At 37.7% G+C, this 17,644-nt stretch carries 16 protein-coding genes and 1 pseudogene; 12 read left to right on the top strand and 5 right to left on the bottom strand.

What is annotated here, in order from left to right; translation table 11 throughout:
- Window positions 1-87: 87 nt before the first annotated feature.
- A pseudogene (locus tag GHI93_RS13025) lies at window positions 88-168 on the bottom strand (type I toxin-antitoxin system Fst family toxin); the annotation flags it as partial.
- Between the two features lie 355 nt (window positions 169-523).
- On the opposite strand from GHI93_RS13025, the gene GHI93_RS01280 reads away from it, so the two are divergent.
- From GHI93_RS01280 to GHI93_RS01260, 5 genes are all read left to right on the top strand, one after another.
- The gene (locus GHI93_RS01280) at window positions 524-1,891 is read left to right on the top strand and encodes a sugar porter family MFS transporter (RefSeq protein WP_153494872.1); all 1,368 of its coding nucleotides are present in this window, start codon (window positions 524-526) and stop codon (window positions 1,889-1,891) included.
- A 113-nt stretch (window positions 1,892-2,004) separates the two neighbouring features.
- Complete coding sequence (locus tag GHI93_RS01275; RefSeq protein WP_343030291.1) at window positions 2,005-4,470, top strand: phosphoketolase family protein; 2,466 nt, start codon at window positions 2,005-2,007, stop codon at window positions 4,468-4,470.
- 109 nt (window positions 4,471-4,579) lie between these two features.
- Window positions 4,580-5,449 (top strand): aldose 1-epimerase family protein, encoded by an 870-nt coding sequence (locus GHI93_RS01270; RefSeq protein ID WP_153494870.1) that lies wholly within the window; start codon window positions 4,580-4,582, stop codon window positions 5,447-5,449.
- Between the two features lie 81 nt (window positions 5,450-5,530).
- The gene (locus GHI93_RS01265; RefSeq protein ID WP_153494868.1) at window positions 5,531-6,439 is read left to right on the top strand and encodes an AEC family transporter; all 909 of its coding nucleotides are present in this window, start codon (window positions 5,531-5,533) and stop codon (window positions 6,437-6,439) included.
- Between the two features lie 45 nt (window positions 6,440-6,484).
- The gene (locus GHI93_RS01260; RefSeq protein ID WP_153494866.1) at window positions 6,485-7,636 is read left to right on the top strand and encodes a cation:proton antiporter; all 1,152 of its coding nucleotides are present in this window, start codon (window positions 6,485-6,487) and stop codon (window positions 7,634-7,636) included.
- Between the two features lie 6 nt (window positions 7,637-7,642).
- Here GHI93_RS01260 and GHI93_RS01255 read toward each other — a convergent pair whose 3' ends face one another.
- Genes GHI93_RS01255 through yycF form a run of 3 tightly spaced genes read right to left on the bottom strand, consistent with a single transcriptional unit; the run spans window position 7,643 to window position 10,578 of the window.
- Window positions 7,643-8,455: an MBL fold metallo-hydrolase gene (locus tag GHI93_RS01255; RefSeq protein ID WP_153494864.1), complete on the bottom strand. Its 813-nt coding sequence runs from the start codon at window positions 8,453-8,455 to the stop codon at window positions 7,643-7,645.
- Window positions 8,448-9,884, bottom strand: coding sequence for an ATP-binding protein (locus tag GHI93_RS01250; RefSeq protein ID WP_153494863.1), 1,437 nt, complete (start codon window positions 9,882-9,884; stop codon window positions 8,448-8,450). Before GHI93_RS01250 ends, GHI93_RS01255 begins: the two co-directional genes overlap by 8 nt.
- Complete coding sequence (gene yycF, locus GHI93_RS01245; protein ID WP_153494861.1) at window positions 9,877-10,578, bottom strand: response regulator YycF; 702 nt, start codon at window positions 10,576-10,578, stop codon at window positions 9,877-9,879. The genes GHI93_RS01250 and yycF overlap by 8 nt, the downstream gene beginning before the upstream one ends.
- A gap of 223 nt (window positions 10,579-10,801) precedes the next feature.
- Between yycF and tmk the strand changes: the two genes are divergently transcribed.
- From tmk to GHI93_RS01210, 7 genes are all read left to right on the top strand, one after another.
- Window positions 10,802-11,440: a dTMP kinase gene (gene tmk / locus GHI93_RS01240; protein WP_153494859.1), complete on the top strand. Its 639-nt coding sequence runs from the start codon at window positions 10,802-10,804 to the stop codon at window positions 11,438-11,440.
- Between the two features lie 20 nt (window positions 11,441-11,460).
- A complete protein-coding gene (locus GHI93_RS01235; RefSeq protein WP_153494857.1) occupies window positions 11,461-12,333 on the top strand; it encodes a DNA polymerase III subunit delta' in 873 nt (290 codons plus the stop codon).
- Window positions 12,334-13,116, top strand: a complete 783-nt coding sequence (ricT, locus tag GHI93_RS01230) for a PSP1 domain-containing protein (protein WP_153494855.1) — start codon at window positions 12,334-12,336, stop codon at window positions 13,114-13,116. It abuts the gene before it with no gap.
- Window positions 13,109-13,435 carry a DNA replication initiation control protein YabA gene (locus GHI93_RS01225; RefSeq protein WP_153494853.1) on the top strand — a complete coding sequence of 109 codons (327 nt, stop codon included), beginning with the start codon at window positions 13,109-13,111 and terminating at the stop codon, window positions 13,433-13,435. The genes ricT and GHI93_RS01225 overlap by 8 nt, the downstream gene beginning before the upstream one ends.
- Complete coding sequence (gene rsmI, locus GHI93_RS01220) at window positions 13,432-14,298, top strand: 16S rRNA (cytidine(1402)-2'-O)-methyltransferase (RefSeq protein WP_153494852.1); 867 nt, start codon at window positions 13,432-13,434, stop codon at window positions 14,296-14,298. Before GHI93_RS01225 ends, rsmI begins: the two co-directional genes overlap by 4 nt.
- 148 nt (window positions 14,299-14,446) lie before the next feature.
- Window positions 14,447-15,379 (top strand): mevalonate kinase, encoded by a 933-nt coding sequence (gene mvk, locus GHI93_RS01215; protein WP_153494850.1) that lies wholly within the window; start codon window positions 14,447-14,449, stop codon window positions 15,377-15,379.
- Window positions 15,380-15,576: 197 nt separating this feature from the next.
- Entirely contained in the window at window positions 15,577-16,218 is a 642-nt protein-coding gene (locus GHI93_RS01210; RefSeq protein WP_153494848.1) for an HAD family hydrolase, read from the top strand.
- Between the two features lie 353 nt (window positions 16,219-16,571).
- Here the strand turns inward: GHI93_RS01210 and GHI93_RS01205 are convergent, their stop codons facing one another.
- Window positions 16,572-17,495 (bottom strand): phosphatase PAP2 family protein, encoded by a 924-nt coding sequence (locus tag GHI93_RS01205; protein WP_153494846.1) that lies wholly within the window; start codon window positions 17,493-17,495, stop codon window positions 16,572-16,574.
- Between the last annotated feature and the right edge of the window lie 149 nt (window positions 17,496-17,644).

Genomic DNA, 17,644 nt, shown 5'->3' with positions numbered 1-17,644 from the left:
AAGAAAAAACGAGCTTATGGGAATATGGCTCGTTTTTTTGTATAAAAGAACTGTCAGGTGGGAAAGCCTGACAGCACGAAAGTGGGATTAATGGCGCTTGCTATGTCGACCTTTCAGCCAGTCCTTGAACAGCTCAAGGATTACACCCACCACAATGGGTGCGACTACTGTTACGAATAACTACAGAAGCATTATCTCACCCCTTCCCTAAGGCATTTCTGCATTGGCAAGGTGCGCCACAATAGATTATATCATAATGGTTTCTATAATTAGATCAATATTTAATAGCAAAATAGTAGACTAAAGCAAAGGTCCTTTTCATTTTAGTCTTGTTCTACTCTTTAATTAAAAATTAGAGACGGTGTTGGAAGAAGTGTCAGAAAAAATTGATAATGTTGTCAAGTGCAACATTTCCTTTTGAAAATATAACGTATTGCAAGAAAAGCAAAATGGAAAGCGGTATCATTTTTAGGTAGTAATAAATGCAAGAAGACTTGCAAATAAAAATTAAGGAGTTACTATTATGAGAAAACTTTCTCCCACTTTCATCTATTTTTTTGGTGCTTTAGGTGGGTTATTATTTGGCTATGATACTGGGGTCATCTCAGGTGCTTTACTTTTCATCGAAAAAGAGAGCTGGCAGGTCAGTTCTTGGGCTTGGATGGAGGGATGGATTACAGCGGCCGTTTTGATTGGTGCGGTAATCGGTGCCGTAGTCATTGGGCCAATGAGTGACCATTTTGGTCGGAAACGACTTTTACTTTTGTCAGCAGTTATATTTTTCATTGGTGCTTTGGGTTCAGGACTTTCTAATAGTGCAGAATTTCTTATCATTTCACGTATTATTTTGGGGATGGCTGTTGGGTCAGCTTCGGCCTTGGTTCCAACTTATCTATCAGAACTTTCACCAGCAAAAATTCGTGGTGGCGTATCAACCATGTTTCAATTGATGATTATGGCAGGGATTTTGCTTGCTTATATCTCAAATTATCTTTTAAAAGGTGTTTCTGGGAATTGGCATTGGATGCTTGGTTTAGCCACTGTTCCAGCTGCTTTATTGTTTATCGGTGGGCTATTTTTGCCAGAATCTCCGAGATTTCTTGTTCGTCATGATAATGAACAAGGGGCACGTGAAGTATTAGCGATGATCAATGATGATTCTGATTCGATTGAAGCAGAGATTTCTGATATTCAACTGATGGCCAAGGAAGAAAAACAAGGTGGATTGCAAGAACTTTTTGGTAAAATGTCACGTCCGGTTTTGATTATGGCAATCGGACTTGCGGTTTTCCAACAAGTTATGGGCTGTAATACAGTATTATACTTTGCCCCATCAATCTTTGTTGCAGTCGGTTTTGGGGCGAGTGCAGCGCTTTTAGCTCATATCGGAATTGGGATTTTTAATGTGATTGTGACTTATATTGCCATGAAAGTGATGGATAAAGTCAATCGTCGTTGGATGCTCAATTTTGGTGCTTGGGGAATGGGAATTTCTCTTGTATTGATGTCAGTAGGGATGATTTTAGCAGAAAATGCTCATATTGGCTTTGGTAAATACTTAGCAGTTATCGCTTTAACGGTATATATTGCTTTCTTCTCAGCAACATGGGGACCAGTCATGTGGGTCATGATTGGTGAATCTTTCCCACTCAAAATCCGTGGTTTAGGAAATTCATTTGGTGCTGCGGTCAACTGGGCAGCCAATTGGGTGGTATCATTGACTTTCTTACCATTATTATCATTCTTTGGGACAGGAAAAATTTTCCTTCTTTATGCCGCTTGTTGTTTCCTTTCAATCTGGTTTACCAGTAAGAAAGTCATCGAAACAAGAGGCAAAACGCTCGAACAAATCGAAGCAGAATTGGTTCATCGGGTGAATCATTCACATTAATATAAAAAATAGCAATATTTCCTCTATTTTTTGTTTTTTTATTGGTATAATAATTGGTAGTATTAATTTAAAATAGAGTTAGAAATAAAAACATTCGGCAATAGGAGGTTATTGTGACAGATTACAACTCAAAAGCGTATTTAGAGACGCTTGATAAATGGTGGCGTGCGGCGACTTATATGGGCGCTGGGATGATTTTTTTAAAGAGCAATCCGCTTTTTAGTGTGACGGGAACGCCGATTCAAAAGGATGATTTGAAAGCTAATCCGATTGGACATTGGGGAACGGTTTCTGGGCAGACGTTTTTGTATGCGCATGCGAATCGTTTGATTAATAAATACAATCAAAAGATGTTTTATCTTGGTGGTCCTGGTCATGGTGGGCAAGCAATGGTGGTTCCTGCTTATCTTGATGGGACTTATACGCAAGATTATCCAGAGATTACTCAAGACTTGGAGGGAATGGCGCGACTGTATAAACGTTTCTCATTTCCTGGGGGAATTGGCTCACACATGACGGCTCAAACGCCGGGTTCACTCCATGAAGGTGGAGAATTAGGCTATACGTTATCTCATGCAACTGGGGCGATTCTTGATCAACCTGAACAAATTGCTTTTGCGGTTGTTGGAGATGGAGAAGCAGAAACTGGGCCATTAATGACAGGATGGCACTCAATCAAATTTATTAATCCTAAAAATGATGGAGCAATTTTACCGATTCTTGATTTGAATGGATTTAAGATTTCAAATCCAACATTGTTTGCACGGACTTCTGATGTGGATATCAGAAAATTCTTTGAAGGACTTGGATACTCTCCTCGTTTCATTGAAAATGATGATATTCATGATTACATGGCTTATCATAAATTGGCAGCAGAGGTTTTTGATAAAGCCATTGAAGACATTCATCAGATTCAAAAAGATGCGCGTGAGCATGGTCGTTATCAAAATGGTGAAATCCCAGCATGGCCAATTGTCATTGCGCGTCTGCCAAAAGGTTGGGGAGGTCCACGTTATAATGACTGGTCAGGACCAAAATTTGATGGGAAAGGAATGCCGATTGAACATAGTTTTCGTGCGCACCAAGTTCCACTTCCATTGTCTTCTAAAAACATGGAAACATTACCTGAGTTCGTCGAATGGATGACTTCTTATCATCCTGAAAATTTATTCAATGCTGACGGAAGTTTGAAAGAAGAATTGCGTGATTTTGCACCAAAAGGTGACATGCGCATGGCTGCAAATCCTGTGACTAATGGTGGTGTGGATGGTTCAAACTTGATTTTACCAGAGTGGGAAGACTTTTCTAATCCTGTCAGTGCTGACAATCGTGGGACTTTAATGCCTGTCAGTAATGACAACATGGACATGAATGTTTTGTCAAAATATTTTGCTGAAATCGTAAAACTTAATCCGACGCGTTTTCGTTTGTTTGGTCCAGATGAAACCATGTCAAATCGGTTCTGGGAAATGTTTAAAGTGACGAATCGTCAGTGGATGCAAGTCATTAAAAATCCAAATGATGAGTTTGTTGCGCCAGAAGGTCGAATTATTGATAGCCAACTTTCAGAACACCAAGCAGAAGGTTGGCTTGAAGGTTATACATTAACTGGTCGTACAGGTGTATTTGCAAGCTATGAATCCTTCTTGCGTGTCGTAGATTCAATGTTGACGCAACATTTCAAATGGATTCGTCAAGCATCTGCTGAAAAATGGCGAAAAGATTATCCGTCGTTAAATGTGATTTCAACGTCAACAGTTTTCCAACAAGATCACAATGGCTACACACACCAAGATCCAGGATTGCTGACGCATTTGGCTGAGAAAAAATCTGATTTCATCAGACAGTATTTGCCAGCTGATGGAAATACGTTGCTTGCGGTCTTTGATCGTGCTTTTAAAGAGCGTTCAAAAATTAATCATATTGTTGCTTCTAAGCAACCACGTCAACAATGGTTTACAAAAGAAGAAGCAAAAAAATTGGCGACTGACGGGATTGCAACGATTGATTGGGCATCAACTGCAAAAGAGGGAGAAGCAGTGGATATCGTCTTTGCTTCAGCAGGAGCTGAGCCTACGATTGAAACTTTAGCTGCGCTGCATTTGGTTAATCAAGCTTTTCCGGCTGTGAAATTCCGGTATGTGAACGTGGTTGAACTTGGGCGTTTGCAAAAGAAAAATGGTGCGCTCAATCAAGAACGTGAATTGTCTGATGACGCATTCGTGGACTTTTTTGGAGCTTCTGGTACACCTGTGATTTTTGGTTTTCATGGGTACGAAGATTTGGTGGAATCCATCTTTTATCAACGCAATCATCAAGGACTTCATGTGCATGGGTATCGTGAAGATGGGGATATTACGACGACGTATGACATGCGCGTTTATTCTGAGCTTGATCGTTTCCATCAAGCGATTGATGCGGTCAAAGTTTTGCGTAGAAACCACGTGGTCAGTGAATCATTGGCGGTTGCTTTTATTGAGGTAATGAATCGTACACTTCGCACGCACTTTGAGGTCACAAGAAATGAAGGTGTTGATATTCCTGAATTTACAGAGTGGCAATGGACGCCTTTGAAATAAATGAGAAAAATCTTAGAGGATATGCTCTAAGATTTTTTTTGACTAAAAGATGAAGCTGAGCGATGAAAGTGATATAATAAATGTAAACGGATAAATAAAGGAGAATCAAATGAAGGCAACATTAGAAAATGAATTTTTGTCAGTAACCGTGGACACATTGGGAGCTGAGATGCATTCCATCAAAAAAGAGGGATCAGAATACTTATGGCAGGCAGATCCAAAGTTTTGGGCACGCCACGCTCCTGTCCTTTTTCCGATTGTGGGAAAATTGAAAAATGGAACATATCGTTATGCAGATCAAACCTATAAGATGGGGGGGCACGGTTTTGCTCGGGATAATGAATTTAAGCTTGTCAGCGCTGACAATAAGCGTTTAGTATTTGAGTTGACGTCGTCAGAAGAAACAAAATTGCAGTACCCTTTTGAATTCATTTTTAAAGTGATTTATGAAATACATGAGAATCAGATTAAAGTTCGTTATGTGGTGAAAAACGAAGATGAGAAATTTATGAATTTCAGTGTGGGTGCACACCCAGCTTTTAATGTTCCTATTAAATCAGGCACATTTGAAGATTATCAATTGACGATTTCACCAAAAGAAAAACGGACATTTATTCCGCTTGATCCACCTTCAGGAACGTTAAAATTAGATAAAAAAAGTGAGGTTGATTTAGCTGAATTGCCTCTAAAACGGGATTTGTTCGATCAAGATGCTTTGGTTTACACGTCGTCTGAGCAAATGAAAATCAGTTTAACCAATCGTTTGGATGACCACGGCGTGAGTGTGTCATGGACAGGGATGCCATTCTTTGGACTTTGGAGTCCTTCTCCTGCACAAGCTCCTTTTGTGTGTATCGAACCATGGTGCGGTGCGGCAGATGATATCAATACCGACGGTGATATTACGACCAAATTTGGGATTAATGAACTGGCTCCAGATGAGGAATTTTCTTGTGAATATGTGATTGAAATTAAATAATCATAAGAATAAAAGAAAAATATAATAAAATCTGTCAGTACTGATGGATTTTTATTCACAAAAGATTAGAAAGTGTCAGTAATGACAGAAATTATTTTAAATGCCGTCAGTTTTTTATTGACAATTTTATTGGCATTCTTTCTCAAAAAGATGGGAGTATTGCGGCAAACAGATGGAGAACGGGTTTCAAAAATCATCATTTCTGCAACATTGCCTGCGACGATCATTGTTGGAATAAATGGCTTTAAAATTACAAGCACAGTTTTGGTACTCATGAGTTTAGGATTAATTTTTAATGTATTTCTTATTTTTATGGGTTATTTATTAGGAAAAAATAAATCTACAATTGAGCGTGGCTTTTATATGTTCAATATTGGAGGATACAATTTAGGAAATTTTGCGATTCCATTTGTATCCGGACTTTTTCCACAGGTCATTCCATTTATTGCGATGTTTGATATTGGAAATTCTTTTATGGTTGCAGGAACAACGCAAGCCATTGTCGAAACCGCTTCACATCAGAAAAAACACGGTTTTGATTTACGTGATCCATTAAGAATCTTGATCAAAAGTCCACCGTTTATCGTTTATTTGTTCATGTTTATTTTAGCACTTTTAAAGATTAAAATTCCGACAGTTTATTTAATGCCATTCTCATTTGTTTCAAAAGCGAATTCATTTCTCTCATTATTTATGATCGGACTTTTCATGCAAATCACATTTAAGAAGGATGGACTTGCAGTTTTAGGACGTGTTTTAGCTTATCGTTATCTTTTAGCTACTTTTCTCGTTGGACTTGTTTATTTTATCTTTCCATTTGAACACCAAATCAAATTGGTTTTGATGCTCATTTTATACACTCCGATTTCATTTTTGACGACAATACAAGCCACTCAATTTGGTGTTGATGAAGGGCAAGCGGGGTTTGCGAGCAGTCTTTCGATGTTTATTTCACTTACGTTGATGAGTGCGATTGTTCTTTTGATCTGATGAATGGGAATGGTTATTTTTTAAGTGATTTGATATAATTAAAAGATGACGGATATTTTTCAAATCACATTGATGCTTTTGGCATCAGTCGTAGCTACGATTTTTTCACGCAGGATAAAAATTCCTGCTGTGATTGGACAAATGTTAGTTGGGATTCTTTTAGGACCAGCTGTTTCTGGCTGGATTCATAATGGTGAAGTCATTTCAGTCATGTCAGAAATTGGTGTGATTCTCTTGATGTTTCTTGCAGGATTAGAGAGTGATTTAGCGATTTTAAAGAAAAATTTTAAAGCATCAATGCTTGTTGCGGTGTTGGGCGTGATTTTTCCACTGCTCTGCTTTTTTGGCTCTGCTTTCGTTCTTGGAAAAGGAGTTTCCACAAGTCTATTTTATGGGATTGTTTTTTCAGCAACTTCGGTGTCCATTACCGTTGAGGTGCTTCAAGAGTACGGAGTTTTATCCACAAGAGCTGGCGCGATTATCCTTGGTGCAGCGGTTGTGGATGATATTTTAGCCGTTTTTCTCTTCTCAATTTTTTCGAGTGTAAAAAATGGTGGGGATAACTTTTTATTTCAGATCATTTTAGAATTATTATTCTTTGTTTTCCTCTTTTTTGTCCACAAGTTAATCCCAAAAATTTGGAAAACGGTGGAAAAAATTCCTGTTTATGCTAAAAATACGGCCGTTGCGCTCTTGATTTGCTTGGGGTTAAGTCTTTTTGCCAATGCTGTGGGAATGTCGGCGGTGATTGGGAGCTTTTTTGCGGGAGTAGCCATCAGTCAAACAGAAGTAAGAAGTGTCATCAAGCAAAACACAGCTGCAATTGCTTACGTTGTTTTTATCCCGATTTTCTTTATTTCAATTGCGCTTTCGGTCCATTTTAATCATTTTATTGATCAAGCGCTCTTGATTTTCTTTTTTACAATTCTGTCAGTACTGACAAAAATAATTCCAGCTTATGGTGCAGGAAAAATTTCTCATTTGACGCATGAGGAGAGTTTGCTCATCGGAGCGGGAATGATTTCAAGAGGAGAAATGGCTTTGATTGTTGCACAAATCGGCTTGACTAGTGCTGTCATTACTGACAAAACGTATTCTGAGCTTGTGATTGTGATCATGTTAGCGACCTTTCTTGCTCCTTTTGTCATCAAATGGGCCATCAAAAAAACGAATGAAAAAACTTATCCCAAAAGATAAGTTTTTTTAAATATCATAGAGTTTGCTTGCGTGTTCGTGACTTGTGTCAATGACATGAACCTCACGTTTAGTATCGACGTCGTGTTGCTGTAAATAGCCGTCCATCGTCAAATGTGCCAATTCTTTGATGTTATTATGCAGACTCAAATGCCCAAGAAAGATTCGTTTGGTTTTATTGCCTAAAACATTCAACGCAGCTGCTGCACCGTCCTCATTGGATAAATGTCCCTGATCACTCAAAATGCGCTGCTTTGTGCTCCAAGGGTAAGGGCCATTACGTAGCATCTCGACCTCGTGATTACTCTCCATCAAATAACCATCAGCATTTTCAATAATGCCCCGCATCCGATCACTCACATACCCAGTATCTGTTAATAAGACAAATGATTTGTTGTCTTTCATAAATCGATAAAACTGTGGAGCAACAGCATCATGACTTACACCAAAACTTTCGATATCAATATCACCAAAAGTGAGCATTTTTCCCATCTCAAAAATATGTTTTTGAAGCGGATCAATTTTTCCGACCATATTTTTGCGCTCAATTTCTTCCCACGTTTGCTCGTTTGCGTAAACGTCCATTCCGTATTTCCGTGCAAGAACGCCCATTCCTTTGATGTGATCACTATGTTCATGTGTGATTAAAAGCGTGTCCACATCGTGTATGTCGCGTCCAATTTCACCCATCAACGTCTCGATTTTTTTTCCAGATAAGCCTGCATCAACAATGATCTTTTTTTCTGGTGTTTCCAGATAAAAGGAATTTCCTGTTGATCCAGATGCTAAAATTGAATATTTAAAGCCCTTATTTTCACTCATTTACTTCATCAAATTCACTATCAAATGTTGCATCCCATTCCTGATTATTATTATAATCAGACAGCTGGTCAGTATATGGCAAACAGATAATAAAACTTGTTCCCTTTCCAATTCCTTGAGATTGCGCGTCAATGGAGCCTCCATGAAGCGTAATTATATTTTTTACAATAGATAGTCCAAGTCCAGTTCCTCCTGTTTGGGAGTTTCGTGCTTGATCCACACGATAAAAGCGTTTAAACACATTGGCAAGATCGCTTTTTGAAATTCCCATTCCCTGATCAGAAATCGTTAAGAGGACTTTAGAAGGCTTAACGACGAGTGTCACACGGATTTCACCGCCATCTGGAGAATATTTCAGTGCATTTCCGATAATATTATCAATGACCTGAGTGATTTTATCAGGATCAATCTCCAACCAAATCGGACCTTTAGGAAAATCAACAACAAAGTGAAATTTTCCTGTGAAATTATTCAAAGGATCTGCATCAGCAAGTTGCGCCAAACGGCCCACTTGAAATCTCAAAAAATCAACAAAATTGACCACCTCTTTATTGAGAGGTAATTTTTTTTGATCAATGCGCGAGAGGGTCAATAAATCTGAAATCATACGAATCATCCGATTGGTTTCATTTAAACTCACATGGATAAATGAATGTGCAACTTCAGGATCATGAATCGCTCCATCTTCAAGGGCTTCTAAATAAGCTTTTACGGAAGTGAGTGGAGTACGTAATTCATGTGAAACATTTGATACGAATTGCTTTTGTTCTTGTTCCAGTTTTTCTTGCTCAGTTTTATCATTTAAAACCGCAACAATTCCTGCGATGAAACCAGATTCTCGACGAAACAAAACAAACTTCACGCGCAAAAAAATGGGTTTACCGAGATGATTTGTAGTATCAATGACAAGTTCAGGTTCTTTTTCTAATAAATCATAAAAGGAATATTCATGAGAAATATTTAAAACTTTTGTGATGGGATGGTCCAAAAGATCTTGAGCGGACTGATTGAGGTAATTTTGAGCTGCAGTGTTTGCGAGGATGACATTTCCCTGACGATCCGTCGCAATGACTCCGTCAACCATGTAGGTTAAAATACTATCGAGTTGATTGCGTTGACTTTCCAAATTATTTCTGGAAATGGAAATGCTCTTTCCTAGAATCTTGACTTTGTCAGAGAGATTTGAAAGCTCCCCATTTTCAGAAACATCACTTTCAATCAAATGATCCAGCTGATCTGAAATGCGACTTAATGTTCTTGAAGGTTGCCCAAGTACAAGAATGAGGATAATTAAAGAAGTGAAGTAATAAATGAGAAAATCATAAATATTGGCACAGAAAAAATCAAGATCTTTAATGAATAAGAACACAAAAAGAAGTAGATGGGCAACTACTCCTCTAAAAAGTAATGAATGAACAAACTTATTCATGCGGACTGCTCATATAGTATCCGACACCACGACGTGTTGAAACGTATTGCGGACGACTTGGGGTATCTTCTACTTTTTCACGTAAGCGACGCACGGTAACGTCAACTGTACGAACATCCCCAAAATAGTCATATCCCCAAACCGTTTCAAGGAGATTCTCACGTGTGATGACCTCACCAATGTGTTGAGCCAAATAATATAATAACTCAAACTCACGATGTGTCAAATCTAATTGTTTTTCATACTTGTAAGCAGCATAGTGGGTCGGATTAATGCGCAAGTTGCCAATTGTTAATTCTTTTTTTCCCACTTCAGGAACCTCATTTGCAGAAGGTGTAACGCGTCTGAGATTTGCTTTAATTCGGGCTAAAAGTTCACGATTTGAGAAGGGTTTTGTGACATAATCGTCAGCTCCAAGCTCAAGACCAATCACCTTGTCAAATTCGCTATCTTTGGCTGAAACCATGATAATAGGAACTTCAGAAGTTTTTCTGATTTCCCGAGCAACATCAAGTCCATCGATTTTTGGAAGCATCAAATCCAGTAAAATCAAATCAGGATGCTCATTTTTAAAAGATTCAAGGGCCGCTTCTCCGTCAAAAGCAGTGACCACTTCAAAACCTTCTTTACTGAGGTTGAATTTTACAATATCTGAGATGGGCTTTTCATCATCAACAACAAGAATCTTTTTCATAGGGATTCCTTTCAAAATAACTTAAACTAAAACTATTATACTCTTTTTAAAAGTATTTTTCAAATCTTGATGTAATATTTTAGAAAATTTACGATACATGAGAAATAAAAAGAACAGATGATGGATTCTTTATTTCATTCGATAAGGGAAGGATGCACGAAAATGAGCGCATTTTCAATGATGGAACGTGTTAAAAATAAGGTTTTTTGATATAATAATAACTATGAACGGAATATTTATCTCCCTGGAGGGACCAGATGGTGCTGGTAAAACGAGTGTTTTAGAAGCCATGCTCCCAAAATTAGAAAAATTGAATCGCGAGATTGTATCAACACGTGAACCAGGTGGTAATCGAGTTGCAGAAGAAATTCGTCAGATTATTTTGAATCCTGAACATAAAGAAATCGATGCAAAAACAGAGTTGCTTCTTTTTGTAGCAGCACGGCGCTTGCATTTGCAATCCAAAATCATTCCTGCACTAGAAGCAGGGAAAATGGTCATTGTAGATCGTTTTATTGATTCGTCAGTCGCTTATCAAGGATTTGGACGTGATTTAGGAGTAGCGGCTGTAAGTTGGCTCAATCAGTTCGCAACAGATGGGCTAAAACCTGATTTGACGCTTTATTTTGACATTGACACGGATGTCGCACTTGAGCGGATTCGGAAATATCGTTCAAACGAGATGAATCGTCTGGATTTAGAGCAGGCTGAGATGCACCAAAAAGTACGTAAAGGATATCTTGAAATTGTCAAAAAAGAACCTGATCGCTTTGTCACAATCGATGCGAGTAAACCCTTAGAAAATGTCATTACTGACAGTTTGGCTGTCATTACTGACAGATTTTTTGGTTTGTCCAAATGAAATAAAAAAAGAGGAGTATCATGGAAATCGCTGAAATTCAACCTCAATTAGTCCAAGAATTTTCAAAGATTTTGTCCAGCAAAAAACTCAGCCATGCTTATCTATTTTCAGGTGGGTTTGGAAACTTTGAGCTAGCCATTTGGCTTAGTCAAGCGATTTTTTGTGAAACACCAGGTGTGCTTCCGTGCTTGAAATGTCGGGCTTGTCGCTTGATTGCAAAAGGAGAATACGCTGATTTGCATCTGATATCTCCTGATGGAATGATGATCAAAACAGCACAAATCAAAGCACTCACAGAGGTATTTAGCGAATCTGGATATGAAAGTAACCGCAAGGTCATCATTATTCAGGAGGCGGATAAAATGCATCCTAACGCTGCTAATGCACTATTGAAATCCATTGAGGAACCTGAGCGGGACAGTTATATTTTTTTACTGACTCAAAATGAAAATTTAATTTTACCCACGATTTTATCACGAACGCAAGTCATCAAATTCCCCAAACAAACGCCTTATTTTAAGTCAGTTTTGGAGCAAAATGGAATTTTACCAACACAAGCAGAACTTTTGTGTCAGCTGACAGATTCGATTGATGATGCAATAAAAATGGCACAGACGAGCTGGTTTTCTGAAGGACTCAACAAGTGTTTTCAGTTCGTAAAATTAATGAAAAGTGACCCTGACGATGCTTTTTTATATCTGTCAGCACTGACAGAAACTTTTGATGATAAAGCACGCCAACAAGTGCTGTTTGATTTGTTGATTCAGCTTTTTTATCAAGAAAAATGGACAAAAAAAATCGAAAAAACTTTTGAAGCCACAACAATGTGGCAGCACAATGTCCGTTTTGAATCTTGTTTAAACTATATTGTTTTAGAAAGCGAGAAAGATTAGATGATTGTTGAAATAAAATTTTCTCATGGAGAGACGACTCTCTTTGCGCACACGACCATACCTATCGTCCCTAAAGAGACCATTCTTTTTACGACAGATAAAGGATTAAACTATGGCACAGCATTACGTGTGAGTCCAGATAATGCTGCGGTTTTAACCGAGAGTGAAGTGGTCAGAAAAGCAACGGTGCAAGATTTAGAAAAAATTTCAGCACTAGAATTAGAAAATCAATCGGCAAAAGTCAGAGTCCGCGAACTGGTCCAACAAGCACAATTGGAAATGAAAATCATTGATGTGGCCTTTAATTTTGAAAAAAGTCAAATTTTTATCGCCTTTACAGCAGATAAACGTGTCGATTTTAGAGAACTCTTAAAAGCACTCGCAACGAATTTTCACTCAAGAATCGAGCTTCGACAGATTGGTCCACGCGATGCAGCAAAAGTGTATGGCGGAATTGGTCCCTGTGGACGCCCTTTATGTTGCTCTGAATTCATTTATGATTTTCCTAACGTCTCCATCAAAATGGCAAAAAATCAAGCACTATCACTCAAACAAAGTAAATTAAATGGCATGTGTGGGCGATTGATGTGTTGCTTAACTTACGAAGATGATTTTTATAAAGAGGCACAGAAAAACTTCCCAGATTTTGGTGAAACAATAACCACACAAGACGGCAAGGGACGCGTGATTGGAATGAACATTCTGAAAAATCAAATCAAAGTAAGGTTTGAAGAAACCATCAAAGACTACGACATCACGCAATGGAAAGGAAGTCATGGCTGATAAAAAAGAAATGTTGGAGCAGCTCAATACACTAGAAGAAGCACTCAATGCCACACTCAATCAAGTGACTTCCATTCGCCAAAACCTAGAGGACGCTCAAAAAGAAAATGCAACATTAAGAATGGAATTAGAAAAAGTTCGCGAGCATTTGGCGGAACTTGAAAAACATGAAATAAAAGAAAAAACAAGTTCAGATGAACCTAATCCAACTTTGATTAACATTTTTAACGAAGGTTTTCATGTGTGCCACTTGCACTATGCTGAACGACTGGATGAAGGCGAATCTTGCTTAGACTGTTTGGAGTTACTTTACCGATGACTATTATTCAACGCTCATTTAAAGACGAAAAATTATCTGGAAAATTATATCTCATTCCAACACCAATTGGAAATATGCAGGATATGACGTTGCGTGCTTTAGAACTTTTAAAAACGGTCGATTTAATTGCTTCTGAAGATACAAGAAATACCCAAAAACTACTGAATTATTTTGAAATAACAACGCCACAAACGTCTTTTCATGAGTATAATTCTTATGAAAAAATACCAAAACTATTAACATTTTTAGCTTCAGGACAATCCATTGCACAAGTGTCAGATGCTGGAATGCCTTCAATTTCAGATCCGGGACATGATTTGGTTGTTGAAGCAATAAAGGTGGGGATTGATGTTGTCGCATTACCTGGAAGCTCTGCTGGAATCACAGCTCTGATTGCTTCAGGATTAGCACCTCAACCTCATATTTTTTATGGCTTTTTACCAAGAAAAACGAGTGAGCAAAAGCAATTTCTAAATCAGAAACGGGACTATCCTGAAACGCAAATTTTTTACGAAAGTCCGTTTCGTGTCGCTGATACCTTAAAAAATATATTAGAAATTTATGGCAATCGTCAAATTGCTTTAGTTCGTGAATTAACAAAAATTTATGAAGAATATCGCCGAGGCAGCATTAAAGAGGTTTTGGACTCCATTAAAGTCCAAGCCATCAAAGGGGAGTGCTTGATTGTCGTTTCAGGAAAAAGTCAAAATGACGAAAATGAGACCATTTATGAATTAACACCACTTGACGCCGTCAAACAGCTCATCGAATCAGGTTTAAAACCAAATGCAGCCATCAAACAAATTGCAAAAGAGCGACAACTCTCAAGGCAAACATTATACGCCGAGTATCACGAATTATAAAAAGTCGAGAAAAAGCAGTAGAATTCAAGTGGAAAGCGTTTTTTCAAATCACTGAATCGTTCTTTTTTAAGAATAATGCTTGCTTTTATCCCATAAATTTTATAAAATTGTTCAGTACGTTTGAGTACTTTACAGGAGATTTTTCTGAATGACTACAAGTAAGGTGGGCACGGGGATTGCCCATTCAAAATTAATTTTAATTGGAGAGCACGCTGTTGTTTATGGACAGCCAGCGATTGCACTTCCTGTCACAATTTTGAAAACAACCGTAACTATTTCAGCCATAAGTGCTGGACAATACATCGAAAATAGTGAATCTCGCCGAAGATTAGAACTGATGGGAGACGAGTTTGAGGGAGTGAGACAACTCATCATTAGATTACTCCAAAAATTTGAAACTCCAGATTTAACATTTTCTCTTGAGATTGATTCAAATATTCCGCAAGGACGAGGATTAGGTGCGTCAGCGGCGCTCGCAACAGCAATTACAAGAGCGTTTTTTGATTTTTTTGAGCGTGAACTGACAGATAAAGAATTACTTTATTTCGCAAATTTTTCTGAAAACATCACGCATGGACGCGCATCAGGAATTGATGTTGCGACAGTTAATTCAGAGCTCCCACTGTGGTTTATAAAAAATGAGCCGATGGAACAAATTGAGCTAAATTTTTCAGGATTTTTGGTGATTGGAGATACAGGAGTTCACGGTTTTACGAGTCAAGCGATTTCTATCGTTCGTGAGCGGATTTGCGAAGAAAAGGAAAAAACCATGCATCAGATCTCAAAATTAGGTCTGCTTGCGGCGTCTTCAAAAGAGTTTCTTATGTCCAATCAACTTCCTGAATTGGGGAATGTTATGAATGAAGCACATGATATTTTGACGCATTTAGGTGTTTCTCACCCAAGACTTAATGCAATGGTTAAAACTGCTTTAGCTAATGGCGCACTTGGTGCAAAATTAACCGGATCTGGTTTAGGCGGTGTCATGGTGGCCCTTGCAAAAAATGAAAAGGATGCCATTAAAATCAGTCAAAAATTGCTTAAAAAGGGAGCCAAGAATACTTGGATCTATTCATTTTAAAGAAATCATGATTCTTGTGAACGCAAGAATTTTTTTATTCTCAAAAATTGTCACAAAATTAATTTATTTGTAATTATAACGCAATGTTTTTAGAGTATAATACTCAGTGTTGGCGGATTGAGTTTCATTTTTACTCTTTTTGAAAGTATAAATTCATCAAGAAGGAAAAAATAAATCGTGCTGATTGAGGGGGAAAGATGGAAAATTATTTTTTTGATTTTGATGGGACACTTGCGGACTCTCGTGATACTGCGATTTTATCAACGCAAGCCGCATTTCATACTTTAGGCTTAGAAATTCCAGAAAAAGACATGATAAGATACTATATGGGTGTACCAATTGAGGTTTCGTTTAAAGAAATGGCTGCGCCACACCATTTTAGCACAGAAGAATTCGAAACTCTACTCACTCATTTTAGACAATTCTATCAAACGTTTGAAGATGAAAATCTGCGTTTATTTGATGGTATAAAAGCAGTATTAAAACAATTGAATCAAGAAAAGAAGCGACTTTTTGTGGTTTCAAGTAAGCATGCGCTCCCGTTGAGGAGAAATTTGATTACGCTTGGGATTTTTGATTATTTTGAGCGGATTATTGGCTCTGATCAAGTTAAAAACTACAAACCTGCTCCCGATGGGATTTTAGAGTTATTGAGTCGAAATCAGCTTTCTACGACAGATTCCATCATGATTGGTGATGCAATATTTGATATTCAGATGGGGAAAGCTGCAGGAGTTAAGACCTGTGCTGTCACTTGGGGAGCGCACGAGAAAGAAGCACTAAAAGCACAACATCCAGATTATCTCGTCAATCAAGTTTCTGAGCTTCTTAGCCTTTGATTTAAATCAAAATTCCTTCTTCTTTTTCGTTAATGGCTTAAAAATCAATTCAATCGCAAGCAGATTGATATAAAAATCAAATTCTTGCAATAAAATTGATAAGTGTTATAATAGTCTAAAATATCAGAAAATAAATAATGAAATCTCTGAATCCCCTGAAATGAGAGATTTGATTTATTTGTCAAAAAGAAAAGAGAGGTTTATAAGAAATGAATAAAAATAATGAAGATATAATTACAATTAATGGAGAAACTTATATGCTCGATCATCACACTATGAAATTGACGCGAGTTCAACATTAAAAAGCCAAAAGAACGTGCCATCGCACGTTCTTTTAATTGAGGATAAAAGGATTAAGGATTGGATAAATCGGCAATAGGTCTGGTCTTATCTTTTAGTACAAGATAGAGTTCGTTGACGATATAAATGATGAATGCGGTAAGAAAGAATGAAAAGACAACGTCTGATGTGAAATGAGCGCCAATAATGATTCGACTGATGCCTAATAATACACCATAAGCAACACCAAAAATCCAAAGCTTTTTGCGAATTAATTGGGATGAAGCAAACCAAGAAAATACAATCATCAATGTCCCTGCCATCGTGTGTCCTGACGGAAATGATTTATGACCATTGATGCCATTAGGATGCAACCATGAGGTAAATTCTTTATGCGAAGCACTAAGCTCATAAGGTCTGAAGCGTCCCCAAAAATCTTTTAAAGCAAGATTCGCTTGAAGGGAAAACCAGACGGCTAAAGTAGCAAAAACTGCAACGTACAGCAGGTGATGAAGTGATTTTTCATCTTTACGACTGAGCCATGTTTGCGCTAAAATTGTCACAACGATATAAATGCCTAACCAAACCATTATTGTAAGGAGTAATGAGGGATTGCCTACATTCGCATCACTATTCGCTAAACCAATCGCTTTATGGTGTTCAAGATTTGATGAAATGGTTAAGAGATAACTAAGAATTTCATTGGTATAGGCTTTAGTTTGCCACAAGGATAGGCTAAATCCGCCGATGAAAAGAGGCAGAGCAAAGAGCCAATCATTTCGCTTACGAAAAGCGTATGCCAGAGCAATTTGACCAGAAAGGACAAAGATAAAGTAAACTGGAATTTCACCGAAAGTTTGAAAAATAGTGCCAAACCAACTGTTGTAATTGATCAGGGTTTCAGAAATTTGTAAATCCCAAAATGTTGCGATAAATAAAAGAAAAATACAAGAGATAAGAGCAATGTAAAAAGTTTTCTTTTTTGTGGTAGAATTCAAATGAGGTCTCCTTTTTTTTGATGCAGAAAGTAAATTTACTTTCTACCTTTAGGATACCTTAGTTTTGAGTGATCTGACGTAAATACTCCGTAAATAGGATGTAAATATTTTGTAGAGAGGAGTGAAGTCCATTTTTCTTTCCTTTCAAA

The sequence above is a fragment of the Lactococcus hircilactis genome, from assembly GCF_009601015.1.
In the GTDB taxonomy this organism is placed as follows: domain Bacteria; phylum Bacillota; class Bacilli; order Lactobacillales; family Streptococcaceae; genus Lactococcus; species Lactococcus hircilactis.
This window is presented reverse-complemented; position numbering and strand designations above follow the sequence as displayed.